The sequence below is a fragment of the Desulforapulum autotrophicum HRM2 genome (assembly GCF_000020365.1).
In the GTDB taxonomy this organism is placed as follows: Bacteria; Desulfobacterota; Desulfobacteria; order Desulfobacterales; family Desulfobacteraceae; genus Desulforapulum; species Desulforapulum autotrophicum.
In genome coordinates, this window is sequence record NC_012108.1 from 1199087 (window position 1) to 1223892 (window position 24806).

Genomic DNA, 24806 nt, shown 5'->3' on the forward strand with positions numbered 1-24806 from the left:
TGAGAGAAGGGCAACACCTGTTCCCGTCTGCCGATTCGAAGTGAATCTAAAAAACTTGATGATCGAGTGGAACGATTGATTCGGGGAAGGCTGTTGCCTCCCCCTCTGTTTTATTTAAACCTAACAGTCACACCCGCCGCCGGTTTCACATCCGCATCCGCCGGTGCTTCCGCAGCCGCCCTTGTCGCCGTGGGTGCCACAGCCACATTGGTGGGGGGCATCGGGCTCAAGGCCTGTTTCAACCACTTCAATGTCAAAAACAATAGTCTTGCCTGCAAGGGGGTGGTTGATGTCCATCTTAACGGCATCTTCGCCAATATGGGCAACCACGGCAGGAACCGGGTTCCCATTGGGATCACTCAGGTGAAGCTGCATGCCCTCGGCAAGCTCCATGCCCTCTGGGATGGTTGCCTTGGGAAGTTCAATAACATGGTCCTCACTGCGTTCGCCATACCCTTTTTCCGGGGGAATGGTGACGGTCTTTTTTTCTCCAACGGTCATGTCTATGACTGCCTGGTCAAAGCCTTTGATGAGTTGACCTGATCCAATGGTGAATTTAAGGGGATCCCGGCCATCGGAGCTGTCAAACACCTCACCTGTTTCAAGTTTGCCTGTATAGTGAACTTTTATTGTATCGCCCGACTTGATTGCTTCAGTCATGGTTAATCTCCCTGGATTTTATATATGGATATTTATGATGAAAAATAAATATCGCGTTTAAAAAGTGTAATTTCTTTCCAGCAACCGTCTGGGCAGCCAGAATTAATGAAATTACAGGTAAATTTTTGAATATATCAAATATTGCCTGATTATAAAAGCAAAAAATATTGAAAATAGTCGGGAATAACGGAAATGGCAAAGAAAGGATGGTGGGATGAAGCGCTGTCTCAACTGAGATAGAAGAGTCTGGGACACCCTGAGTGATTTTGCCGGGTAGGTATACCCGGGTAGAATTGCGTGGGGTGTCCACAACTCATTAATTCAGATATTCAGGTGGTTCAGATTTGTTTGAATTTCTGCCCATGGGCTGCGGCAACAATTTCAGCTGCAGCCGCTGCATCTGTGATATAATCTCTGTTAATCACAAGGTCAAATTCATAGGGTGAGGCATCTTTTTTATCATACACGGTTTTGAAGAATTTTCTCTGTTCTTCATCAATTTTCTTAAGTCGGGTTTCGGCATCCTTGTCTGGTATGCCAAGTTCTTTGGCCAGTCGTTTTACCCTGAATTCAAGGCTGCATATAAAGCGAACAGCAAGGACTTTTTCCCTTGGCAGGAGCAGATGAGCCCCCCGTCCCACAAAGAGGGTGGGTTCAAGGTTGGCAAGGGCCACGACTGATTTTGCAAGCTGCCTTGCATAATCGTTTTTCATAAAGGATTTCTCTTTTATGAGCATGGCCATTAAATCGCTCATCTTGCCCGGGTATCTTTCGTCGAAAAAGGCAACCGTCCGTTGTGTAAGATTTGCATCTGCTGCCATATGCTCAAGGATTTCACGATCCACCACCCGGAAATTTATTTTTTGGGCCACAAGGTCTGCTATTTCCAGTGCGCCAACGCCGATTTTCCGGGAAAAGCAGATGGCATCAGGTTGTATCTCCTTGAGTTCCTGGGCTGCATCTTTCCGCTGTTTGTCTGCCCAGTTTCTGATATGAGCATTGCTCCATTCAGAAACGCTCAACCTTTTTTTCCTGTATTGGCCAGGTTTGTAGACCATGGATTCAGATGTATCGTTCATGATATCCTCCTTGCGGGTTAGCGATTCCATGCATCCCCTGGCACCGGCAAAGGATGCAGAATTAAGCGATGTGTTCTCTGTATCGGATAGAAGCTTACGCCTAATTTAAAAGCAATTGGCGTGCCATGGGGGTATGGAAGGGTAGCGTCTGTGGTTGGCAGATCCACGGGGAAATTTCTTGTGTAAGTCGGCCCAATTCCTGTCAATTTTTTTTACACTTTGTAAAGAAATATATGAAATTTAGGTGGTTCACTATCTAAAGCTGTTTTGTTTGATTCACATTTGATTCTGATTAAAGATATGATATGTCAAAATCAGGTTGGATATCCCAATAACCCTTATTTCTGCGAGCATTCATGTTTGAATTTGATTATTGGAAGTTGCTGGCAGGATTGGGGATTTTCTTGTTTGGCATGCAACTGCTTGAAAATTCAATCAAAGATCTGTCCGGGAAGGCCTTTCGGCGAATTATTCGTGATTATACCAATACCCGATTGAAAGCCATTGCAAACGGTACGCTGGTTACGGCTTTGCTCCAGAGCAGTTCAGCGGTATCACTTATGGTCCTTGCCTTTGTGGGTGCAGGTATCATGAACATGGAAAATGCCATTGGCGTAATTCTGGGTTCCAATATCGGTACCACGCTTACAGCATGGATTGTGGCGACCCTGGGATTTAAAATCAAGATAGAAACATTTGCCCTTCCGTTCATCGGTTTAGGTGCGGCCGGGTTGATTCTATTTAAACCCGGGACCCGGTTGTCTTATATCAACCGGCTGCTGATTGGTTTTGGCTTTTTGTTCCTTGGTCTGGATTACATGAAAACCAGTGTGGAAAATTTTTCACAAAATTTTAATCCAGGACAATTTAAAGACCTGGTCCTGTGGATGTGCCTGGTTATCGGGGCCGTGATCACAGCTCTTATGCAGGCAAGTGCTGCAACCATAGCCATTACGCTTGCCGCTTTAAACAGCCAGTTGATGACATTTGAAATGGCAGCGGCCATGGTTATCGGTGCCAATATTGGGACAACCGCCACTGTTCTTCTGGGGGCCATTGGTGGATCTCCACCCAAAAAACGAGTGGCTGCCAGCCACCTGGCCTTCAATTTTGTGACCGGTATTATTGCTTTTGTCGCACTGCCGGTAATGGTTATGGTCGTAAAAATATTTATTGATGTTACCACCAATGGCCCTGTAGGACTGGCCCTGTTTCATACCGTGTTCAACATCACAGGGGTGATAATTTTTTTACCGATTGTCAAAGTGATGACCCGGTATCTTGTTAAACTTTTTCCCGAGCGGAAGGCTCAGTTGTGTGTTCATATCATCGATACCCCGGCAGAAGAGGTTGAAGCGGCTGTTGTCGCGCTGAAAAATGAAATTATTCACCTGCTGCAGGAATGTCAGCTATATACCTTAAGATCCCTCAATATAAACAAGACACTTGTTTTTGAGGAACCTCTGCCCTTTGAAAAAGGGAAAAAAAAGCAAGTGTCAATTGAGGCTTTTTATTCTGACATAAAAGAACTGCATTCAGCCATTATTGCCTATTATTCACTTATCCAGACCCAGAAACTGGATAAGGCTGTTTCCCAGGACCTGGAAAGAGCAATTCTTGCATCCAGAAACATCATGAACTCAGCAAAAAATTTCAAGGGTATCCGACCGGATTTTGATGAATTTGAATCGTCTGATTCTGCCTTTTTAAACCGCCAGTATGACCGGTTCAGAGAGCGGTTGGTTTCCTTGTACCATGAGATCAATACCGTACTCTCAGTAAAAGATGAAGATTTGCAATATGCGACAATTATTAAAGCATTTGCCCATGTGGAACAGGCAGATAAATTATTTATCCAGACCATTGTCCAGACCTCATCGGTAAATAAAGAGGAACACCTTGATCTGTCTACCCTGTTTCTTGTCAACCGTCTTTTTACCCAGGCATGCAGAATGTTTATTTTCAGCATGAAGGATCTGCTGTTGTCACATGAAAGAACCATTGCTTTTGACAAAGCAGTTGAACCCTGATGTCGTGTTATAAACGGAATTGGAATTATTGATTTGGAAGATTTTATTCCGATCATGGGCCAAAAACACATTTGTTGTCTAAGGCAATGAAGAAAGGATACATCTTCTCTTGAATGAAATGAATGGAAAACCCGTCAAAGACCATCCAGAACCAAAGGATCACAAACTGGGGGTCTTTTCAGGCGTTTTTACTCCGAGTATTCTAACCATCCTCGGGCTGATTCTTTTCCTGAGAATGGGGTATACAGTTGGACATGCAGGGCTTGGAAAGGTTTTGGTCCTTATTACCATTGCAAACCTTGTCTCTGTTCTGACCACCATGTCGCTGTCCGCCATTGCAACCAATATCCAGGTGAAGGGTGGCGGGGCCTATTACCTGATTTCCAGGACCCTGGGGGTTCAATTCGGAGGCGCCATTGGCCTGGTATTGTTCCTGGCCCAATCCATCTCCATTGCCTTTTACTGCGTGGGGTTTGCCGAAGCCCTGTTGACGTTTCTGCCTCCAGTGCCCTTTGTGTCGTCCTCTTCCATTGCTGCAGTCTCTGTTGTGCTTTTGTTTCTCTTTGCATGGCTGGGCGCTGACTGGGCAACCAAATTTCAATATGTTGTTATGGCGCTGCTGGCACTGGCATTGGTATCTTTTTTTGCAGGCGGCTTGATGCACTGGGACTCCGGGTTGATCAGACAAAATTTCTGGGCATCGGAAGGGGGATTGCCTTTCTGGGTTCTTTTTGCGGTTTTTTTTCCTGCCGTGACTGGATTCACGCAAGGGGTCAACATGTCTGGAGATTTAAAGGATCCTGGGCGAGCCATCCCCCTGGGTACCTTTCTGGCCGTGGGCCTTTCCATGGTTGTATACTACCTTGTGGCCATCTTGCTCTCCGGTACTGTTCCAAATGCAGAGTTGATGGTTGATTACGCAATTATGAAAAAGGTTGCACTCGTTCCCGGGCTTATTTCAGCCGGTATGTTAGCGGCAACCCTTTCGTCGGCCATGGCATCCTTTTTGGGAGCACCGCGGATTTTACAATCCATTGCAAAAGATAAGATTTTTAAAATATTGAATCCCTTTGCCAAAGGGGAGGGGGGAGCCGATAATCCGAGGCGTGGGGTGTTGCTGTCCGGCGTGATCGCCCTTGCAACCATATCGCTTGGGCAGTTGAATCTTATCGCCCAGGTGGTGTCCATGTTTTTTTTGATCTCCTATGCCCTGATCAATTATGCCACCTTTTATGAGTCCAGAACCCAAAGCCCCTCTTTCAGACCAAGATTTCGCTGGTTCAATCCCTGGCTGAGCCTGGCCGGATTTATCACCTGTGCCGGTGCCATCCTGGCCATTGATATCCAGAGTGGCATTATGGCGGTCTTTATCCTTTTGGCGGTTTATCAGTACTTAAAACAGAAACGAGGCCTTGCCCGCTGGGCAGACAGCCGACGATCCCATTATCTGAAGCAGATAAAGGAGAATCTCAATGCCGCCGCTGCAGAGGTTGAGCATGATCGGGACTGGCGGCCGTTTATCCTGGCGTTTACCCGGGACTCAAAGCGGTTGAAGTCCATTCTTGGTTTTTCAGGATGGCTTGAAGGGGGTTCCGGAATGACGGCAGCCGTCCGCCTGGTTATGGGGCAGGGCATAAAGACAAAACGCCAGCAGGTTAAGGCTTTCCAGGAATTATCCGTCCAGATAAAAGAGATTAACAGCACGGCCTATCCATTGGTTGTACCTGTTTTTGATATTTCCCAGGCCCTGCCGATCATCATCCAGTCGTTCGGTCTAGGCCCCTTGAAGGCGAACACTGTTTTGATCAACTGGATGGATGAACTGGGAAAGGGCATTCCGGGCATTGATGCCAGCCGGTATGCAGAAAACCTGAGAATTGCCTACCGGGAAGGGGTAAATATTGTTGTTTTGAATGCCGATGATCATCGATGGCAAAAAATTGAGGCCCAAAAGCCAAAGGAACGCTGCATTGATGTCTGGTGGAAGAACGATGCCGCCAGCCGCCTGATGCTGTTGCTTGCCTATCTGGTAACCCGCCACATCACCTGGTCCGGGGCTGCCATCCGTGTGCTTTCATGTGAGACCGATGGGGGGAGGGATGTCGAACACAATGAGTTGATGAAACTGATGGAAGACATCCGTATTGATGCTGACCCTGTCATTGTTCCCGATGACAGCGTAAGGACGATTATTGAAATGTCTGCCGGGACAACACTCGTGTTTTTGCCTTGCCGGATCAGGGAAAATCAGGTGCTGGATGCCAATGGCGGTTCATTGATGAAGCTTTTGCCATATCTTCCCATGACAGCGCTTGTCATGGCGGCCCAGGATATTGATCTGGAAGCGGAACCTGACACCGGGGCCCAGGGTGAGCTTGCCCAGGCTGAAGATGATGTCACGCAGAGCACGGCCAAATATGAGGCAGCCATGAAAGAGTCTCTCCAGCTTCAGGCAAAAACCGAAGCATTGACTGCGCAACTTGTAAATCATCCAAAAGAGAGTGATGAATTTACGGTTATTTTAAAATCTGCGGATCTGGCCCTGGAAGACGAAGAGATTGCTTTTCGGAAAGTTGCCAAGGCAAAGGCTAAGGTAGAACATGCAAAAAAAAAGCTTGAGAGTCTAATCAATGGTATGGGTGCGGGAAAGGGCACCAACCGCCAGGACTGATAAGGGTTGTATCTGATCGTGATTGCATCAGATTCCCGCCGGTTTTGGCATGACGAGTGCTGCAAAAGTTAAAAGGAATGGCCTTGGTAACTTCCTGGTCCAGATGGGCAAAAAAAAGAACGCCCATTGCCCGGGGCATACATTCGGAATTGACAATTTCAAGTTTGTAAGTGTTCAGCAGCATAAAATTTCCTTTGATCTTAAACCTAGGGCATAGGTTTTACCGACACTCAACACCTCTGTATTTGCCGAAAGTTCGGTTTCCATCCTTTTGATGGAAACGTCACAGCTATCGTGACCTGAAAGAAGTACCCTGTCAGGAGCAGCCTGATTAAGGGCAGCAATGGTGAGGTCAAGATCCCTGTTTCCAATGCGCTGCCATGGCGGTTTTCCAGTCCCGAGAATGGTTTGAAATCGAATGCCGGCAAGGTTGCCCCTGCCGTCGCTTATGGGAAAATGAAGCCCGCCGCCAACACAGTGAAGGGGGGCATCACATAAACGGCCGGCCATGTCCAGGATAACTTCAATGGTGGGGTGACCGCAACCGGTGAAAACCACCAACCCCTTACCACGAACCCTTGCCACCAGTGACTGCTCCTCAAGAAAGCCCATCATAAAAAGACTTCTTGCCAGGGGACCGGTAGTGCCGATGCCTGCTGCCAGCATCCTGGGAGCCGTGACCACCTCGGTATCAAATCCCGGGGCCTCCCCCCAGTCCGGCAGAAAGCAGGGTTTAACCTGGGTGGGCATCAGTTCTTCGGGCAGGGCTACTTTCCGGGAATGCTGGGCTGCAAGACCTCCCATGTGGTCACAGTGGAAATGGGAAATCGCCAGGGCATCAACCTGATCAAGGTTAAACCCAAGTTTGTGGGCATTTTGGCTAAAGGATGGACGGGAGGGTCCAAACCCCACATCAAAAAGCATGGATCCAAGGTCTGTTTTAAACAGGTAGGAGACACCGGCATCTCCCATAAAATCAGGTTCGGCTCTCCAGTCCACCACCACCGTGATCTCCAGGAAATCCAGTTCTGGAAGATCAAGGGAAACGGCAGCTTTGATTCTCTGCTGGTTAAGCCGGCTGGCCCGAGCCAGATTTCTCCTATACCTGATATTTTTTACCAGTAGCCAAGGGGCGATAACAGGAGATGTCAGGAAAATTCCCGGCCACCATATGGGAGAGATTCTGAAGGACATGGAAACCTCGCAAATTAATTTATCATCATTAAAAAAAATTAGCCGGTTTCGGCTAATTTTTTTTAATGATGCGACTCAAACACTATAAAAGTTTTTCTGCACCTGAATAGATCGCTTCTATTCTTAATGCAGCTGCGCCATGACCTGGATGTTTGGCTGGATTCCATTTTTTCATATCGTCATAGATCTCGCCGCTGGTCAGGTAATCAAAGGACCCTTTGACCTGAAAGGACTTGTTTTCCTTGGTGATAAAGAGAAGGGTGCCCTTACTTCCCGCAAGGATATTTTTTTTTGTCTTGTCAAAATAGTTATCGGCAACCACGATGGTTTCATCGCCGTAAAGGCTTACACAGGTTGCATATATTGAATTGGGGACCCCGTCCTCTCCTACTGTGGTGAGAATAACAGGTCCCTTGTGCTCTTTCCATGCCTGGGCTACAGGTTCGGGTAATGCTGACATCTTTCCTCCTGGAACAACTATTGATTTAAGTTAGCATATGCTAATAAAATAAATACGCCTAGACGATCAGCGTGTCAACCCAAAAGCTGGATAAGTCCGTTAATGCAGGCGGCATATGATGCACGGACATTTGCAGTAGATGACTACAGCTGCATGTCCGGTGCCTTGCGTATCCGGCCAAATTCTGGCGAAGTCCCGGTGATTATGCCAATAATGTTCTGGACAACGGGGTATGGCTTGACTTGCAACTCACATTCTTCTAAAATTATCATATACTGAAAATTTGGCTTCAGCATAACCCAAAAGGTTTTGTCGGTTTTTCTTTTAGTTCAGGAAATTGATAATATCGTCAGATATTCGTGTCTTTAAGGCCTTGAAACCCAGGAAAGGAGGAGCGTATGGTAAAGAAATCATTTCCAAGTGTAAAGATTGCCGGCGAACAACGGATCCTTAATGCACGGAAGGATACAACGGATATCCGCGATCGTATGTATGAGCCTGCCCTTATTCAACTGTTGCCGGAAATAGATTACCGGGGGGGGACAGATATTCTCGATCAGGGAAAAGAAGGCGCTTGTACGGGGTTTGGTCTGGCCGCGGTCATTAATCTGCTGAATGTGAAAAAAAGAAATTTGCAATTTATTGCCAGTCCGCGAATGCTCTATGAAATGGCCAAAAAACATGATGAATGGCCCGGTGAAGACTATGCCGGTTCCAGCTGCCGTGGTGCAATACGGGGTTGGAAAAATATGGGTGTGTGCAGTGAAGGGGACTGGGGATATTTGCCGGAGAATCCAGGAGATCTGACTGTTGAGCGTGCCAAGGCTGCTCGTTCCTGCACTGTGGGGGCCTACTATCGCCTGCGCCCGGAAATTACCGACTACCATGCTGCCCTCAATGAAGTGGGCGCAATTTATGTTTCTGCCACCGTTCACTCGGGTTGGTTCTCCCCCAGGGCTGCAAGCAAGAATACGCTGGCCATCATCAAGCCTTCAACCACTCCGGAAGGGGGGCATGCCTTTGCCATTGTTGGTTACAACAGTCAGGGGTTCATCGTTCAAAATTCATGGGGAGCCAGGTGGGGGACTAAAGGGTATGCCCTTTGGCTGTACCAGGATTGGCTGCAAAATATCAGTGATGGCTGGGTTTTTCAGCTGGCCATCCCGACCCCCGACGTCTTTGGGCTCTCTTCCCGTTCCCAGGTCACCTTTGATGCAGAATCTGTAAAATCTGCACCAAAACGGCTGGAAATTGCGGGCCACTTTGTCCATTTTGATGATGGTAATTTCAAGAAACGCGGTGAATACTGGAGTGCTCCTGATGATGTTGTGAAAACAGCAGATCTTATAAAGGAATCTGCTGATTCCAAACGATACGATCATCTGCTTATATACGCCCATGGCGGTTTAAACGATCCAGGCGCATCGGCCAAGCGTATTCGCGCATTAAAAGAAGGCTTCAAACGTAATGGAATTTATCCTTTTCATATCATGTATGATACAGGTCTGGTTGAAGAGTTGAAGGATTCTGTACTCCGCGCCTTCAGTGGGAAGCGTACCGAGGGTTTTTTCAGTGACTGGCGTGATCAATTGATCGAACAACGTGATATGTTGATAGAGGATTTTGTCCGTAAACCGGTCACTCCGATCTGGGAAGAGATGAAAAATGATGCTCATCGGCCCTTTGAATCAAAAAGCAACGGAGAGATAGGCGATGGATTGTTTGTCCTCAAGACGTTTACAGAGGCATTGCAGGACACTCATTTGAAGATTCATCTGGCTGGGCATAGTACCGGTGCTGTCTTACTTGGGCATTTGCTGGATGCCCTTGATGGTCTTGGGGTTCCAGATCTGATTGAGAGTTGCAGCCTGATGGCTCCGGCCTGTTCCATGGATTTTTATAAGACCCATTATGAACCCAGGTTGAAGAAGCAGGAGAATGGGGATCCAAGAGTCAGACTTCCAGTCCTCTCTGTTTATAACCTTACGGAAAAACTTGAACAGGATGATAATGTTGCGTTTGTATATCGGAAATCACTGCTTTGTCTGGTGTCCCGTGCCCTTGAGCGGCAAACGGACAAACCGATCCTGGGGATGAAGCGTTATTCAAAGAAATTGATCCCGTATCCAGGCCTGTCTATCAACTATTCCAAGGGCGGTAAAAAAGGGTTGACTACCAGTACTTCCCATGGCGGGTTTGATAACGATATTAATACAATGAACGCAATCATGGCGGCTATACTCAAGAAATCACCCCAAAAGCCTTTTACCAGGGATGAAATGAAGGGATATTGATCTGGAGGGTTTCCCACACTCCTAAATGTATTTAAGTTCAAAACAAAAAATCGGAAACCCTGCAAGAGCGCTATTTGGCCAGATCCGTTGAGTTGCCGGGCTTTTGCGGCAGGGGGACTATACCCCATGCCCGGTGGTTGCCGTCCGGGACAGATATGGATGCCAGTGTTGCCAGAAAACCCTGGTAATCCTTTCCTTGGACGTGGGCAGTCTGCTGGAAAGACGGGGGGATATACATGGCCGCTGTCACACCTGCATTGCTTGACTGAACCTGTCGAAATATTTTTTACTTGCTCTGGGAGCGGTTTTTCTTTAAATATTGGAGATTCAACCCCGTATATATTAGCCATATGCCATATGCCTTTAACCGCAAAGAGGATTTTTCATGAAAAATCGAGATTATTTAAAATCGTTCCAGGTGGATGGAGTCCGTCACACCTATTTTGACTTTAATCAGTTTGCTGCAGACAGGGGGGCCACCCTTGATAAACTGCCCTTTTCCATTAAAATCCTTGTGGAGAACCTGCTGCGAAAGCTTGACAACAAGGTGGTGAACGAGAACGATCTTCTTAATATCGTTAACTGGCAGAAATCCTATGATACCCCGGTTGAAATTCCATACTACCCGGCCCGGGTGCTCATGCAGGATTTTACAGGGGTACCGGCTGTGGTGGATCTTGCGGCCATGCGGGATGCCGTAAAGGCCCTTGGCAAGGACCCCGCATCGGTGAACCCCAAGGTGCCAACTGAATTGATCATTGATCACTCTGTCCAGGTGGACAACTTTGGCACCCAGGATTGCCTTGAAAAAAATGTGGCCCTGGAGTACAGCCGCAATGGTGAGCGGTACGAGCTTTTAAAATGGGCTCAGAAGAGTTTTTCCAATTTTAAAGTCGTTCCGCCCAATTCAGGCATCTGCCATCAGGTGAACCTGGAGCACCTGGGTCGGGTGGTTATTTCAGACAGTGAAGACGGAGATTCGGTTGTTTATCCCGACACCTTGGTGGGGACCGATTCCCACACCCCCATGATCAACGGCATTGGCGTCATGGGATGGGGGGTTGGTGGCATTGAAGCCGAGGCGGTCATGCTGGGTCAGCCCTATTATATGTCCATCCCAGAGGTGATTGGGGTCAAGCTTGTGGGGCGTCTTAAACCGGGGATAACGGCCACCGATTTAGTGCTCACAATCACAGAGATGTTGCGCAAGGTCAATGTGGTGGAAAAATTTGTCGAGTATTTTGGGCCCGGCATGAAGAGTCTCTCCGTGACCGACCGTGCGACCATTGCCAACATGACGCCTGAGTATGGAGCCACCCTCGGGTTCTTTCCGGTGGATGAAAAGACCCTTGAGTACCTGGAAATCACTGGAAGGAAAGAAAGGGCAAAGATTGTGGAGGCGTATACAAAAGCCACGGGCATGTTCTACACTGGTGAAACAACGCCTGATTTCACCCAGGTGGTTGAACTGGACCTCTCAACGGTTGAGTTGTGTGTTGCAGGCCCGGCCCGGCCCCAGGACCGCATCTGCCTTCCAGATCTTAAAGAGCGTTTTCAAGACAGTCTGGCCAGTTCAAAACCACAGTTTGACATGGAGTTAAACGGTCAGCCCATCAGGATTGGTGATGGCAGCATCGTCATTGCCGCCATCACTTCGTGCACCAACACCTCCAATCCCCACGTGCTCATGGGGGCAGGGCTGATTGCCAGAAATGCCGTTGCAAGGGGTCTGAGGGTGCCGCCATTTGTGAAAACGTCGCTTGCGCCCGGCTCCAGGGTGGTGATGGAATACCTTGAATCGGCAGGGCTCGTCCCTTTTTTCAATGCCCTTGGTTTTCATGTGGCAGGTTTTGGCTGCACCACCTGCATCGGTAACAGCGGACCGCTTCACCCTGAAATTGAAAAGATTATTGATACCAATGAGTTAAATGTGGCTGCCGTTCTTTCTGGTAACCGAAACTTTGAGGCCCGCATCCACCAGAAGATCAAGTCAAACTTTCTGGCATCGCCCATGTTGGTGGTGCTGTTTGCCCTTGCCGGCAGGGTGGACATTGATCTTACCACAGAACCCGTGGGCCTTGATCCCAACGGAGAACCCGTCTTTATGGCAGATCTCTGGCCTGAATTTGACGAGATCGACCAACTTGTTAAACAACACGTCAAACAGGCGTTCTTTGAAGAAAAATATGCCCACATTTTTGACGGGGATCAGTTCTGGGAGGCCCTTGACATTGACCAGAGCACCACTTTTGCCTGGAACAAAACATCGACCTACATTAAGAACCCGCCCTATTTTGACGGGTTTTCCCTGAACGTTCAACCGCCTGGTGACATCCGGGATGCCCGGGCATTTCTTGTGGTGGGGGATTCTGTGACCACCGATCACATTTCTCCTGCCGGAGAAATTCCAGAAGAGTACCCGGCCGGTAAATACCTGGTTGAAAAGGGGGTTGCTCCGGAACAGTTCAACTCCTATGGTGCCCGCCGGGGCAACCATGAGGTAATGATGCGGGGCACCTTTGGCAACATTCGCATTAAAAATGAGCTTGTGGCGCCAAAACAGGGCAGCTTTACCCTTAAATTTCCTGAGGGTAAGGAGATGTTCAACTATGACGCTGCCATGGCCTATGCCAAAGAAGGGACGCCCCTGGTGGTCCTGGGGGGCAAGGAGTATGGCACGGGGTCGTCCCGGGACTGGGCTGCCAAGGGCACAGCCCTGCTGGGGATCAAGGCTGTTATTGCCGGATCCTATGAGCGTATTCACCGGAACAACCTTGTGGGTATGGGGGTGCTTCCCCTGATTTTTTCCAATGGCGACACCGCCAAAAGCCTTGGTCTTGACGGCAGGGAAACCTATGTCATCTCCGGTGTGGAAAAAATGACCCCCGGCAAGACCCTGTCGGTCAAGGCGATCAAGGAAGATGGCAGTGAGATTGCGTTTGAGGTAGTCTCAAGGCTCGATACCCAGGTGGATGTGGATTATTTTGAAAACGGGGGGATTCTGCCCTGTGTGATTCGCAGAATGATGGTGTAAAACATCTGATGAATCACTGCCTGGAACCAGACCTTTCATAAGAATGATCGCCTGATCATTTGGACAAGGACGGTTACAGGGGCAAGACGTCGGGCCGGAAGCGTTCGGTTCCGGAAGTGGGCAAGGCCTTGGTCAAGGTGGCGGTCCTGGAACTCTTTCAGGGCCGCACTCCTGAAAAGAGAACGAACAGGGCCAATGCCTGGCCGGCAAATTTTCCAGGGGGTGCCTGGTGCCGGTCAACCCAGGTACCGCCTGCCTGCAACCGGACAAAGGCAGGAAAATAACAAATTCACCCCAAGGGAATGGCGTTAATGGAAAACGATTTTCATATTATTAAAAATTTAATGAAACAATACGATGGATCTTTTTACATCTATGATGAGAAAAAAATTTCCAGCCAGATTCAAATACTTTTAGAGAATTTTCCACAGTTTGAATTTTTGTATTCAATAAAAACCAATCCATTCCCTCCCATAGTTAAATTTGTTGCATCTAAAGGATTTGGTGCAGATGCAGCTTCAGCCCAAGAAGTAATTACAGGCCAGAAAGCAGGCATGCCGTATGAAAAGATACTGTATTCTTCTCCTGGAAAGACGTCCAAAGATATAGAAAGAACCATAGACAAGGCCATGATTATTGCAGACAGCTACAATGAACTGGTCTTAATTAATAGTGTTGCACAGCAAAAAAACATACATAAAAAAGTTGGACTCAGAATCAATATTGACTTCTCCATGGATGGGGAGAAAGGGACAAGCAGTAAATTTGGTGTTGATGAGAACACCTTGGTCAAGCAAAAAGAGTTTCTCAATGGTTTCTCAAATATAAAAATAGTTGGCATACATGTTCATCTGCGCTGCCAGATTCTTGATCATGGTAAAATTTGTCGGTACTATGAACGAATAATTGAACTGGGTTTGTTTTGCAAAGAGACCTTGGGGTGGGAGATGGAGTTCATTAACCTGGGCGGAGGGCTTGGCATTGTTTATTCATTGATCAATGACACCCCCCTTGATATTGAAAAGCTCAGTTGTGACTGCCAGGGATTAATTCAACGATTCAACGATAAATTAAAAGTAAGACTCATCATTGAAACCGGCAGGTTTATCACCTGCGAAGCTGGCCGGTATGTTACACGCATCGTCGACATAAAAGAATCCCTTGGAACAAAATATCTGATTGTGGAAAAAGGGCTCAATGGTTTTTCAAGGCCTTCCATTGCTGAACTCTTAATGGACTATACGCCTGAAAACAGCAATCTAAAGGCTTCTGAACCCTTGTTTACGACAAAAGATGCGTTTGAGTTTATCATTCCCGAAGGGGATACCTTCGACCATGAGAAAGTAAGTATTGTTGGAAGCTTGTGCACGGCAACGGATATACTTGTTAAGGATGCCATGCTTCCAAAGGCCAAAATCGGTGATATTGTTATCGTGTCAAAGGCGGGCAGTTATTCCTATTCGTTGTCACCAATATTGTTTTCAAGTTTTTGCCTGCCTTTTCAATTCTACCTGAATTCGGACGGTGAAATATTTCGGTCAGGCACTAACTCAATTCTTTGAGCATTATTTTCCATTTGTTCATGTCGCTGTGCCTGAAATCAGACCGTCCATGAGTTCTCCCAGGTGGACAAGGTGGCTCTTTTCCTCCTGGGCGATTCGTGTGAGGATTTTACGGCTTGTTTCGTCCACCACACGGGTTTTGGCCCGGAGATAAAGATCCAGGGCCTGGGCCTCGATGGCCATGGCTAGGAAAACCACATCTTCGGGGTCTTCCCACTGGGGCATGTAGTAGTCGATGTACTCCTGGGTGGTCATGCCGCCCTCAAGGGTTCCCTGGAGGGCCGCGGCTGTGAGCTGGTCTTCTTTGATTGAGGGGTCGATTATTCTCTGATATTCCCTGAGGATGCTTTCCTGGTGAAGGGTTTCAACGCGGGCCAGGGTGGCGAACAACCTCCGGACCCCAGGATTTTTGACCTGCTTGTCCATGGAAAGATAAAATTCCCTTAACCCCTGTTCAAGACCGTAGGCAATTTCAAGGATCTCCCGGGGCGTTTCAGCGCCTGTGAAAAAGGTGAGGCCCTGATTCTCCCGGCCAAGTGCCGCCTCTCCCTCCCAGGCGTTGAAACCGCCTGTAAGGTTGATGATCTCGCCAAAAGAGTCGTCCAGGGTCATGAGCTGGCAGGCGGCGCGGCTGCGCGGCCCTGAACTGCAGTATACAATCACAGGAAAATTTCTGGGGATATCGTCCAGGCGATCCACCAGTTCTGGAAGGGGAATCAGGCGCGCTCCGGGAATATGGCCTGCCTGGTATTCGCCCGGCTGACGCACATCCACCAGGGTGACCTGGTCCACGGGACGATGGTTTAAAAAGGCACGGGCTTCGTCCGGGTCAAACGAACGGATCGGGGTGAGATAGGGTTTCCATTTCAAGGCTCAAACCTCCGAATTATCGTCTGTATCTTCATGCTCTCCCAGGAAGGTGGCGTTCATTTCTTCGAGGACGGGCATCCTGACGCCCAGTCCATGGGCGCAGGTCAGTGCCTCTCTGATGTCGATCAGGGATTGGAGTTTTTTACCCTCTTCGATCCACTGGAGGTTCAGTTTTTTGACAACCCGTCCGGGGGTTTTGCCTTTTTTTACGGAAAGGCCGGCCTTTCTGCCAAAGTCTCGCCACACGCCATCAAGGCAGAGGGTGATAAAGGAGGCTGTCCAGGCAATGCTTCCGGCATTGAAAGTCTCCTTGTTTGCCCCAAGGGCCAAGGCCAGTGAACAGGCTTCGGCTGAAATTTCAGCCATGAGAAAGCCTGTCTCATGGGTTTGGGTGATGCGTTTGGACGAAATCATGAAGTTGACCCAGATGGCGTAAATCCTTGCCAGAATATCGGCGACCTGAACGCCCAGGGGGTCGCTTGACAGTATGGGACGTTCAGGATTGGGGTTAAACATGTTTGAGATTTCTCTTATGATGGGGGCAGGGCCTGCCAGGATGCCGTTGATCTGGCGCTCGTCAACAACATTATTGGGCGAAACAGGTCCTGCAATGGTCAGAATCTCCACATCGTTTCGCCGGTATTCGGATAAAAGCCGCCGCACCGCAGTAAAGGGGATGCAGTTCATTCCGGGAATAAATCCCCGGGTGGCTACGATGAGGGTAAGGGGCTGCTCCGAGACTTTTAGAATATTTCGGACATCCTGTTCAAAGGTTTCCGGTTTGGATGCCACGATCACTTCGCTTGCCTTTCTAAATGCGCTGGGGTGGTCACAGGTTACAAAAATGTTTTTTGGAAGGAGCTGGTCTTTGAATCTGCCCGGACCCTGGCGGTTAAGGCCCATCTGGGCGGCCACATCTTTTCTTGCGTCAAAGATAGTGAGGCTCGCGTTGTTGTAACGTTTGTCGTCAAGAAGCCGGTTGCCGATGAGTGAAGACAGGGCAAATCCCCAGTTCCCAGCCCCAACAATCACGATGTTCTGGCTGGCTGTGGGTGAGTAGAGCCGCCGGTCTCCGTGGGTGGCGTAGTAGGAGAGGGCGATGCCGTCCTTGACCTTGGGAAGACCGATGAGGTCTTTGCCAAAACGATTGACAACGCCTCTTCGTTTCAGGGTCCGAAGGCCGTCTCTCACGATCTCCTCAGCAGAGTTGTTGATGATGAAATCTTCAAAATCAGCTGCTTCGCCAAAGGTTTCCACATGGTACTCTTTGATGGCCGCAATTTCGGATTTTACTGCCAGTGTAAGATTTTTCTGACCGTGTTTTCTTGCCGTCACAAGCCCCCTGGCAGTTACCTGGCTGGCCATGATTTTTTTGTTTCTGGCGATTTCCTTGATGGATGACAGGGCTACAAATTCATCAAGGGAAATGCCTGTTTTATCTTGGGCATGGGCCTGTTTCAGTTCGCTCAAAAGCATGGGGGGCGGGACCGTGACATAGGCCCGTCCGTACAGCGCTTTTGCAGACCGCCATAGAAAGGTCTTGGGATGAATCGGAAATCTTGCCAGGGTCTTTAACAGGCCCATGCCCCGCAGCCAGGAGATGCCGCTTTTTCTTGAACACATCATCAGGTCTTCGGGAACGGCGGAGTAGGAGAGTGCTACGGGCTGAATGACCAGGTCGCTCTCAACGTTGATGGCTCCCTTGAGTGTGATAAGGCGCTTGGGATACCTCAGGCTTCCGTCCCGGGTTCTTGCACCCCCCCGCCACGCTTCAAGAAAAATGCCCTGCTGGGCCCCGGCCCGGCTCAGGGCGCTGCAATAGTTGCAAAGGGCTGCAACCTGGTGGCGGCTTGCCCCCTGGCGTAGCACCACATAGGATCCGGTCATGAGGAGCTTCTCAAGGCTTTTAATAACCATCATGTTCTGGCCTGCGGCAAATACGGGAAGTCCCATGCCAAGATCCTGCCACAGCAGATCCACCAGGAACTCATCCATGTGGGATGAATGGTTGACAAGGTAGACTACGCCCAATCCCTGGCGTCTGTACTCCCTGAGTTTTTCAATGTGCTTTAATTCACGTTTATCAGGGGAGGTAAAGGGAAGGTCGGGATTCTGGTTGTCAAAGAGGTGGTTAAAAGCAAGTCCCATGGTGGCTGCCGTATCCACATGGGTTTTGCGTTTGTAACGGATGGCGATCTCGTCGACCAGGGCTTCTATCTCATCCCTTGAGACGGTTTCCCCCTCCCGTTCGATCTGCTCCATGGTCAGACGAACTGCGATGCAATTTATTTCGTCGGTGTTCTGCCAGTCCAGGGGAAGTTTGTTGTATCGATCAAGAAAGGGTTGGCCGGCCTCACTATTGGCAATTCGTTCTGCCAGGTTTACAAAGCTTATCCGGTTGAAGGCAGCGGTCATCAGGCGGCTGAAACTCTTTTTAAAGAAAGAGCGCTTCTTTTTTATGGTTTGTTGCTTTTCAGTCATGGTAGGTAACTCCAGGTGACAATTTAATAGGATGTTTATGTTTAACTCCTTTGACAGGAGGAAATATCACATTGTTTCTGACAAATCAAAGGGAAGAAGATGGAACCAGGCGGGGTGATCCCTGTTTGATCCGAAAATCAGGAGGAACTATGGCAAAACAGACAAAAAATTCCACCCTTGTATATTCCACTGAAATCGGCAGAGTCTGTCCTGCCTGCAGTCTGCCCGTGGCGGAGTGCCGGTGCCGTAAAGCCGGACAGGCGATTGAGACGGATGGCAAGGTAAGGATCTCCTACGTCACAAAGGGGCGCAGGGGCAAGGGGGTCACCCTTATCACGGGGCTTGCCCTGGAGGCTGACGAACTGAAGTGTCTTGGCAAAAGACTGAAGCAGCGGTGCGGCACGGGCGGCACGGTAAAGGGGGGGACCATTGAGATCCAGGGGGATCAGCGGGTACTCCTCACGGCTGAGCTCAAGGCGCTTGGAAAGATTTGAAATTCATTCTTTTTTTTGTTTACAAATCCCTTGTAAATCTGATTTACTAACAGACTGTGTTAAAACACTAGGGGTCGTTTTCTGAATGTTTTTGTGGTCGGCAGCATAGATTTTGTCCAGGCCATGTTGGTTCGTGGGGAGGAATGTGGATATAAAACTGAGCGGCATTGTTATTATTGTTGGCAACTATGGTAGCGGAAAAACTGAAACCGCCGTAAACCTTGCCTTTAACCGTCGCGCTGTTGGCATTGACGTGGCCATGGCAGATCTTGACCTTGTCAATCCCTATTTCAGGACCCGGGAGGCAAGGCAGGTCTTATTTGAAAAGGGAATCCGGCTGGTGTTGCCTGAAGAAAAATACATGGATGCAGATCTTCCCATACTGGCACCCCAAGTGGCGGGTTTGATCAAAAATCCGGCTGAGTTGACCATCCTTGACGCTGGGGGAGATGACGTGGGAAGCATCGTGCTTGCAGCCCTTGCAGATTCCCTTGCCGGCAGACAGATAAACCTGATCCAGGTGGTGAATCCACTCAGGCCCTTTACCGAGACGGTGGAGGGGTGCATGAGGATAAGAGAGGAGATAGAGTATTCGTCAAAGTTGAAGATAACCGGTTTGGTGAGCAACGCCAATCTCATGGACGAGACAACGCCGGATATCATATACAAGGGATATGACTTGATACAGGAGGTGTCGGAACGGACTGGCATAGGCGTGGAATTTATCACGGCCCATGGGGATCTTCTCCCCGATCTTGATCTGACAAGATTTAAAACCCCTGTATTGCCTATTTTAAGATGGCTTGTTCCCCCGTGGAAGAGGCAAGGTTCCTAAAAGGAGTTATGGTTCATGGCATTAAAACATATTATTGACGCTGAAAGGTGTAAGGGCTGCGGTCTGTGCGTATCCGTGTGTCCTAAAAATGTGCTGGAGATTTCCGACACTGTGAGCACCAAGGGGTACTTTCCCGCCTTTCAGGCAAGACCGGATGACTGCATTCAATGCACATTGTGCTGTATCATGTGTCCGGATGTGGCTATCACGATTATTGAATCTGATCTGGAAAAAGCAATGGAGGACAAGTGATGGCTAAGGTGTTGATGAAGGGAAACGAAGCGATCGGTGAGGCGGCAATCCGAGCCGGGTGCAAGAATTATTTTGCCTATCCCATCACTCCCCAGTCAGAGGTCGCAGAATACCTGGCCAAGAGAATGCCTGAAGTTGACGGTGTTTTTGTCCAGGGAGAGAGTGAAGTCGCCGTTGGGTATATGATTTTCGGGGCCGCAGGCTGTGGCGAACGGGTGATGACCACCTCTTCAAGTCCTGGCATCAGCCTCATGAGTGAGGCGTTGAGCTATATTGCAGGGGCCCGCTGTCCGGCCGTTTTTGTTAACATCATGCGTGGTGGTCCCGGGCTTGGGGGGATTCTTCCCTCCCAGGGAGATTACTTCCAGGCAACCAAGGGTGGTGGTCATGGTGACTACAGGCTTCTGGTCATGGCTCCCGAAGGAGTCCAGGAGGCCGTTGAAATGACCATGAAGGCGTTCAATCTGGCTGAAAAGTACCGGGGACCGGTCATGATTCTTGGGGACGGACTCATTGGGCAGATGATGGAGCCGGTTGAGTTTCCGGAAAATTTTGACACAACTCCTACCAATAAAGATGACTGGGCCACAAGCGGCATGGACACCAGAAAGAGCGACAAAAAGAACATTGTAAAGTCCCTGTTTCTGGATCCAAAGGCTTTGAATGATCACAACCTTTTGCTTAAATCCAATTATGAACGGATGAAACAGGAGGAAATCCTTTACGAGGGATACAACACAGACGCAGATTACAAGGTTCTCATCGTGAGTTACGGCACCATGAGTCGCGTGTGCAAGACCGCCATTGATACCATGAAAGCCCAGGGCCTTGAGATCGGCATGATCCGTCCCCAGACCCTGTTTCCTTTCCCGGAAAAAGCGGTCCACGAGGCGGCTGTCAAGGCAAGCTGCAGCCACGTTGTCAGCATCGAGCTCAACATGGGGCAGATGGTCGAGGACGTTGATCGTTGCGTCAAGGGGCAGCGCCCGGTGACCTGGTATGGAGAGTGCGGAGGGGATATTCCTACCCCTGAAGAGATTATCGACCATGTCAAGTCATTATTGAACAACTAAAGCGTCTGCCAAGGAGAACATTTATAATGGGAAAAACATTTTCAAGGCCTGAAGCTCTTTCCGACGCCCACACCCACTATTGTCCCGGATGCACCCACGGGATTGTACACCGGTTGGTTGCAGAGGTCATTGACGAGCTCGGCATAAGGGGAAGGACCGTGGGTATCGCCCCTGTGGGGTGTGCTGTTCTTGCATACAACTACTTTACCTGTGATTTTCAGGAAGCGGCCCACGGCCGGGCGCCTGCCATGGCAACGGGAATCAAGCGGGTGAGACCTGATCTCATGGTCTTTACTTACCAGGGTGACGGTGACCTTGCCAGCATTGGCATGGGTGAGATTGTCCATGCGGCTAACAGGGGTGAAAAGTTCACCACCATTTTCATCAATAACGCCATCTACGGCATGACCGGCGGCCAGATGGCCCCGACCACCATGCCCGGTCAGCGGGCCACCACAGCTCCTGCCGGAAGGGATGTTGAAAAAACCGGCATGCCCATGCGCATGTGTGAGCTTCTTTCAAGCCTTGCCACACCCGGGTACATCGCCCGGGAGACGGTACTGAAACCCAAGTATATTAACAAGGCAAAAAAAGCGATCAAAAAGGCCTTTGAATTTCAGAAGGAAAATCGCTGCTTCAGCTTTGTGGAGATTGTGTCAACCTGCCCGACCAACTGGGGCATGACACCTCTGGATGCGATGAAATGGGCTGAAGATACACTTCTTCCCTATTATCCGCTTGGGGAGTTCAAGACGCCTGACGCGTAAAAAACCTATAGATATCGTTGTTGTTGGAGGAGTATATGCAGAAAGAAGTTATGTTTGCAGGTTTTGGAGGCCAGGGAATTCTCTTGAGCGCAAAGCTGCTTGCCCATGCCGCCATGGAGCAGGGATCCGAGGTGATGTGGATTCCCTCCTACGGTCCGGAGATGAGGGGGGGGACAGCCTATTGCACTGTTGTGGTGAGCGATAAACACATCGGATCTCCCATCATCAAGAATCCCACCCACTTGGTTGCCATGAACCGACCGTCCCTTGAGAAGTTCGCCCCCGTGGTAAAGTCCGACGGGGTAGTGCTGATCAACTCTTCATTGATTCCCATTCGTTCGGGCAGAACCGATGTGGTCGAACTCATCGTGCCTGCCAACGAAACCGCCATAAGGCTTGGAAGCGTAAAATGCGCCAATATTGTTGCTGTAAGCGCCTTTGCCGCAAAGAGCAAGATGGTGGATGTGGAGATTCTGAGGGAGTGTGTTAAAAAGGAATTTTCAAAAAAACCAAAGCTGATCCCTTTGAATATGAAAGCCTTTGACGAGGGGTTAAAGATAGCCGGTATGTAAATTAATACTCATAACAGGAGGTGTTGCATGATCAGGGTTGAAATCGCTCTTTTTCTTAAAAATGCTCCCGGAGAACTTGGAACGCTTACATCGCTTCTCGGGGAGGCCGGGGTGAATATTGATGCCATCACCATCCAGGATGCGTCAAGCTATGTTCAGAATCTGTTCGAAGCAAGGGGAAAATCCCTGAAGCGCATCGCATCGTCAGCCAATTACAGCTCCATGCGAAGGGACAGCGCCGATTTTGCCCTGATCCGGATTGTTGTGAATAAACCCGATGTTGCCGTTGATGTTTTGAATAAACATGACTATATCTTTGACACCAAGGATGTCATTGCCATTGATATTGAGAATGTTCCTGGAAAACTTGCCGAGATTACCAGGAAATTCGGCACGGAGGGAATTAACATTAACTATGTCTATGGATCGGTCTCTCCGGCAGATACCAAGTGTCTGTTTGTTTTTTCCCCTGAAGATGTTGCACTTGCCGCAAAGATTTTTTAGTGTCTGAGATGTGGGGGACACCTTCGGGTGTCCCCCACATCTCCTATGACCCCGTTGAAACTTACCTGGATCCCTACTTGAGGACGCTGTTTGAGATGACAATGCGCTGAATTTCGGATGTCCCCTCGTAGATAGTGAACACCCTTGCATCCCTGTAGAACCGCTCCACGGGATAATCCTTTGTAAAACCATACCCTCCATGGATCTGGATGGCCCTTGCCGTCACCTGGTTGACCATTTCCGATGCAAACAGTTTCGCCATTGAAGCCTGGGTCGTGTAATTTTCCTTTCTGTCCTTCATGCTGGCAGCCGACATGACAAGCTGGCGTGCCGCTTCAATCTGGGTCGCCATATCGGCGATCTGCCATCTTATACCCTGGTGGTTGGCAATGGCCTTGCCAAACTGTTTTCTTTTTTTTGCATATTTGACCGAGGCGTCAAGGGCTGCCTGGGCCACGCCAAGGGATTGGGCGGCAATGCCGATTCTGCCGCTGTCAAGGCCTGCCATGGCGATTTTAAACCCGTCTCCTTCGTTGCCCAGGAGGGCTGAGGCCGGTACTCGGCAGTTTTCAAAGATAAGATCCGTGGTGTCCGAAGCCCTGAGCCCCATTTTGTCTTCCATGTGGCCAACGATGAGGCCGGGGGTGTCCTTTGCCACAAGAAAGGCGCTGATTCCTTTGTGGCGGGCGGTTTCGTCGGTTTTTGCCGTTACGATGACGGCTCTGGAGTTTTTGCCTGAGGTGATAAACCGTTTTGTGCCGTTGATCACGTAGTTGTTATCATCACGAACTGCCGTTGTAGTCTGGCTCACCGGATCTGAACCGGCATCGGGTTCTGTCAGGGCAAAGGCACCGATGATCTCACCCTGTGCCAGGGGGACGAGGAAGGTTTGTTTTTGTTCTTCCGTTCCGAAGCGGTTGATGCTTTCGCATACAATGGAATTTTGCACAGACATGACCACCGATGTGGAGGCGCATGAATAGGCAATCTCAGACAGGGCCAATACATAGGATACCGCGTCTGCTCCTTCCCCGCCATACTCTGTGGGAATCATCATGCCCATGAGACCCAGTTCACCCATCTGCTTGAAATTTTTCCAGGGAAATTCCTTGGTCTGGTCCCGCTCAGCTGCCGTTGCCGCAACCACCTTCCTGGAAAATTCCCTGACCATGCTCTGGATCATCAACTGTTCATCGCTTAATTTGAATGACATTCTGTCTCCTTTTCCGGCCTAGGGGCTATATACGACCACAATGAGTTCAGCATCCGTGTCACCCGAGTTTTTCAGATCGTGCTTAATGCTGGAATTAAAGTGAAGGGATTCACCTGCTTTAAGGCGGTTTACATGGTCTCCCACGGCGATTTCAACCGCTCCCTTGAGTACATAGACAAACTCTTCTCCCTCGTGGCGAAAACCGACACCTCCGTGGGATTTGTTTGCCTCAACAAGGATGCGAAAGGCCTTTAAATGTTTGTTCTCCGCCCCTGGGGTGAGGGGGGTATAGGCATAGTTGTCCGTGCGTTTAGTATAGGCCTCTGCCCGTTTTTCCGCATTTGACGCCTGGTCCTTGAGGAAGTAGCCGGAATCAATGCCCAGTGCCCTGGAAATCTGGAGAAGGGAGCCCACCGAAGGGCGCTGCTCCCCTGATTCCACCTTCTTTAAAAAGTCAATGGACAGGCCAGTTTCATTGGCAAGGAAATCAAGATCAACGGATTTTTCCAGCCTGACCTTTTTTATTGTTTCACCAATGTGAACAAGAGGGGTCTTTTTTTTTGCCATTTTTGCTCCTTTTTCTGCTGTATCAATCCGGGTTTCGGGTGCAGACCCGGGAGGCTATCGGATGAACGCCCAAAAGTTGATCGAGCGCTCGGTCATACATAATCAGATAAAAAAAGGGTTGTCAAGAATTTGAATAAATTCCATGACAACCCTTGGAACAGCTTCCTTTTCTGTGGGGACACCTTCTTTTTTGT

Annotated in this window: 22 protein-coding genes; 13 read left to right on the forward strand and 9 right to left on the reverse strand. The window is 49.2% G+C overall.

Going from position 1 to position 24806, the window contains the following annotated elements; all coding sequences use genetic code 11:
* Positions 1–120: 120 nt before the first annotated feature.
* Complete coding sequence (locus HRM2_RS05190; RefSeq protein ID WP_015902954.1) at positions 121–660, reverse strand: FKBP-type peptidyl-prolyl cis-trans isomerase; 540 nt, start codon at positions 658–660, stop codon at positions 121–123.
* Between the two features lie 338 nt (positions 661–998).
* On the reverse strand, positions 999–1739 hold the full coding sequence (locus HRM2_RS05195; protein ID WP_041273065.1) for a cytidylate kinase-like family protein: 741 nt from the start codon (positions 1737–1739) through the stop codon (positions 999–1001).
* A 356-nt stretch (positions 1740–2095) separates the two neighbouring features.
* Between HRM2_RS05195 and HRM2_RS05200 the strand changes: the two genes are divergently transcribed.
* Together HRM2_RS05200 and HRM2_RS05205 are read left to right on the forward strand one after the other, a co-directional pair.
* Complete coding sequence (locus HRM2_RS05200) at positions 2096–3769, forward strand: Na/Pi cotransporter family protein (protein ID WP_015902956.1); 1674 nt, start codon at positions 2096–2098, stop codon at positions 3767–3769.
* A 118-nt stretch (positions 3770–3887) separates the two neighbouring features.
* Entirely contained in the window at positions 3888–6440 is a 2553-nt protein-coding gene (locus tag HRM2_RS05205) for an amino acid permease (protein WP_049770525.1), read from the forward strand.
* A 174-nt stretch (positions 6441–6614) separates the two neighbouring features.
* Here HRM2_RS05205 and HRM2_RS05215 read toward each other — a convergent pair whose 3' ends face one another.
* Positions 6615–7634, reverse strand: coding sequence for an MBL fold metallo-hydrolase (locus HRM2_RS05215; protein ID WP_015902958.1), 1020 nt, complete (start codon positions 7632–7634; stop codon positions 6615–6617).
* An 82-nt stretch (positions 7635–7716) separates the two neighbouring features.
* The gene (locus HRM2_RS05220; RefSeq protein ID WP_015902959.1) at positions 7717–8094 is read right to left on the reverse strand and encodes a pyridoxamine 5'-phosphate oxidase family protein; all 378 of its coding nucleotides are present in this window, start codon (positions 8092–8094) and stop codon (positions 7717–7719) included.
* A 398-nt stretch (positions 8095–8492) separates the two neighbouring features.
* Between HRM2_RS05220 and HRM2_RS05225 the strand changes: the two genes are divergently transcribed.
* A complete protein-coding gene (locus HRM2_RS05225; protein WP_015902960.1) occupies positions 8493–10388 on the forward strand; it encodes a C1 family peptidase in 1896 nt (631 codons plus the stop codon).
* Between the two features lie 70 nt (positions 10389–10458).
* On the opposite strand, the gene HRM2_RS26940 is transcribed toward HRM2_RS05225, so the two are convergent.
* Positions 10459–10626, reverse strand: a complete 168-nt coding sequence (locus tag HRM2_RS26940; protein WP_187149336.1) for a hypothetical protein — start codon at positions 10624–10626, stop codon at positions 10459–10461.
* A 147-nt stretch (positions 10627–10773) separates the two neighbouring features.
* Here HRM2_RS26940 and acnA point away from each other — a divergent pair, with 147 nt between their 5' ends.
* From acnA to HRM2_RS05240, 3 genes are read left to right on the forward strand one after another with little or no spacing between them, the layout of a single operon-like run.
* Entirely contained in the window at positions 10774–13422 is a 2649-nt protein-coding gene (acnA, locus tag HRM2_RS05230; protein ID WP_015902962.1) for an aconitate hydratase AcnA, read from the forward strand.
* Positions 13423–13481: 59 nt separating this feature from the next.
* Positions 13482–13706, forward strand: a complete 225-nt coding sequence (locus HRM2_RS05235) for a hypothetical protein (RefSeq protein WP_015902963.1) — start codon at positions 13482–13484, stop codon at positions 13704–13706.
* Positions 13707–13766: 60 nt separating this feature from the next.
* The gene (locus HRM2_RS05240; protein WP_232364202.1) at positions 13767–14984 is read left to right on the forward strand and encodes a type III PLP-dependent enzyme domain-containing protein; all 1218 of its coding nucleotides are present in this window, start codon (positions 13767–13769) and stop codon (positions 14982–14984) included.
* 18 nt (positions 14985–15002) lie between these two features.
* Here the strand turns inward: HRM2_RS05240 and HRM2_RS05245 are convergent, their stop codons facing one another.
* A complete protein-coding gene (locus HRM2_RS05245; RefSeq protein WP_015902965.1) occupies positions 15003–15854 on the reverse strand; it encodes a rhodanese-like domain-containing protein in 852 nt (283 codons plus the stop codon).
* Positions 15855–15857: 3 nt separating this feature from the next.
* Positions 15858–18335 carry a 1-acyl-sn-glycerol-3-phosphate acyltransferase gene (locus HRM2_RS05250; protein ID WP_015902966.1) on the reverse strand — a complete coding sequence of 826 codons (2478 nt, stop codon included), beginning with the start codon at positions 18333–18335 and terminating at the stop codon, positions 15858–15860.
* A gap of 149 nt (positions 18336–18484) precedes the next feature.
* On the opposite strand from HRM2_RS05250, the gene HRM2_RS05255 reads away from it, so the two are divergent.
* The 7 genes from HRM2_RS05255 to HRM2_RS05285 all read left to right on the forward strand — a co-directional run bounded on the left by HRM2_RS05255 (position 18485) and on the right by HRM2_RS05285 (position 22832).
* On the forward strand, positions 18485–18829 hold the full coding sequence (locus HRM2_RS05255; RefSeq protein WP_015902967.1) for an SUI1 family translation initiation factor: 345 nt from the start codon (positions 18485–18487) through the stop codon (positions 18827–18829).
* 145 nt (positions 18830–18974) lie between these two features.
* A complete protein-coding gene (locus tag HRM2_RS05260) occupies positions 18975–19664 on the forward strand; it encodes a P-loop NTPase family protein (RefSeq protein ID WP_015902968.1) in 690 nt (229 codons plus the stop codon).
* A 15-nt stretch (positions 19665–19679) separates the two neighbouring features.
* Complete coding sequence (locus HRM2_RS05265; RefSeq protein WP_015902969.1) at positions 19680–19916, forward strand: 4Fe-4S dicluster domain-containing protein; 237 nt, start codon at positions 19680–19682, stop codon at positions 19914–19916.
* Positions 19916–20989 (forward strand): 3-methyl-2-oxobutanoate dehydrogenase subunit VorB, encoded by a 1074-nt coding sequence (vorB, locus tag HRM2_RS05270; protein ID WP_015902970.1) that lies wholly within the window; start codon positions 19916–19918, stop codon positions 20987–20989. Before HRM2_RS05265 ends, vorB begins: the two co-directional genes overlap by 1 nt.
* A gap of 26 nt (positions 20990–21015) precedes the next feature.
* Positions 21016–21756, forward strand: coding sequence for a thiamine pyrophosphate-dependent enzyme (locus HRM2_RS05275; RefSeq protein WP_015902971.1), 741 nt, complete (start codon positions 21016–21018; stop codon positions 21754–21756).
* A gap of 35 nt (positions 21757–21791) precedes the next feature.
* A complete protein-coding gene (locus HRM2_RS05280) occupies positions 21792–22328 on the forward strand; it encodes a 2-oxoacid:acceptor oxidoreductase family protein (protein ID WP_015902972.1) in 537 nt (178 codons plus the stop codon).
* Positions 22329–22355: 27 nt separating this feature from the next.
* Positions 22356–22832, forward strand: coding sequence for an amino acid-binding protein (locus HRM2_RS05285; RefSeq protein WP_015902973.1), 477 nt, complete (start codon positions 22356–22358; stop codon positions 22830–22832).
* 73 nt (positions 22833–22905) lie between these two features.
* Here the strand turns inward: HRM2_RS05285 and HRM2_RS05290 are convergent, their stop codons facing one another.
* Together HRM2_RS05290 and HRM2_RS05295 are read right to left on the reverse strand one after the other, a co-directional pair.
* Positions 22906–24045, reverse strand: a complete 1140-nt coding sequence (locus tag HRM2_RS05290; protein WP_015902974.1) for an acyl-CoA dehydrogenase — start codon at positions 24043–24045, stop codon at positions 22906–22908.
* An 18-nt stretch (positions 24046–24063) separates the two neighbouring features.
* The gene (locus HRM2_RS05295; protein ID WP_015902975.1) at positions 24064–24612 is read right to left on the reverse strand and encodes a helix-turn-helix domain-containing protein; all 549 of its coding nucleotides are present in this window, start codon (positions 24610–24612) and stop codon (positions 24064–24066) included.
* Positions 24613–24806 lie beyond the last annotated feature (194 nt).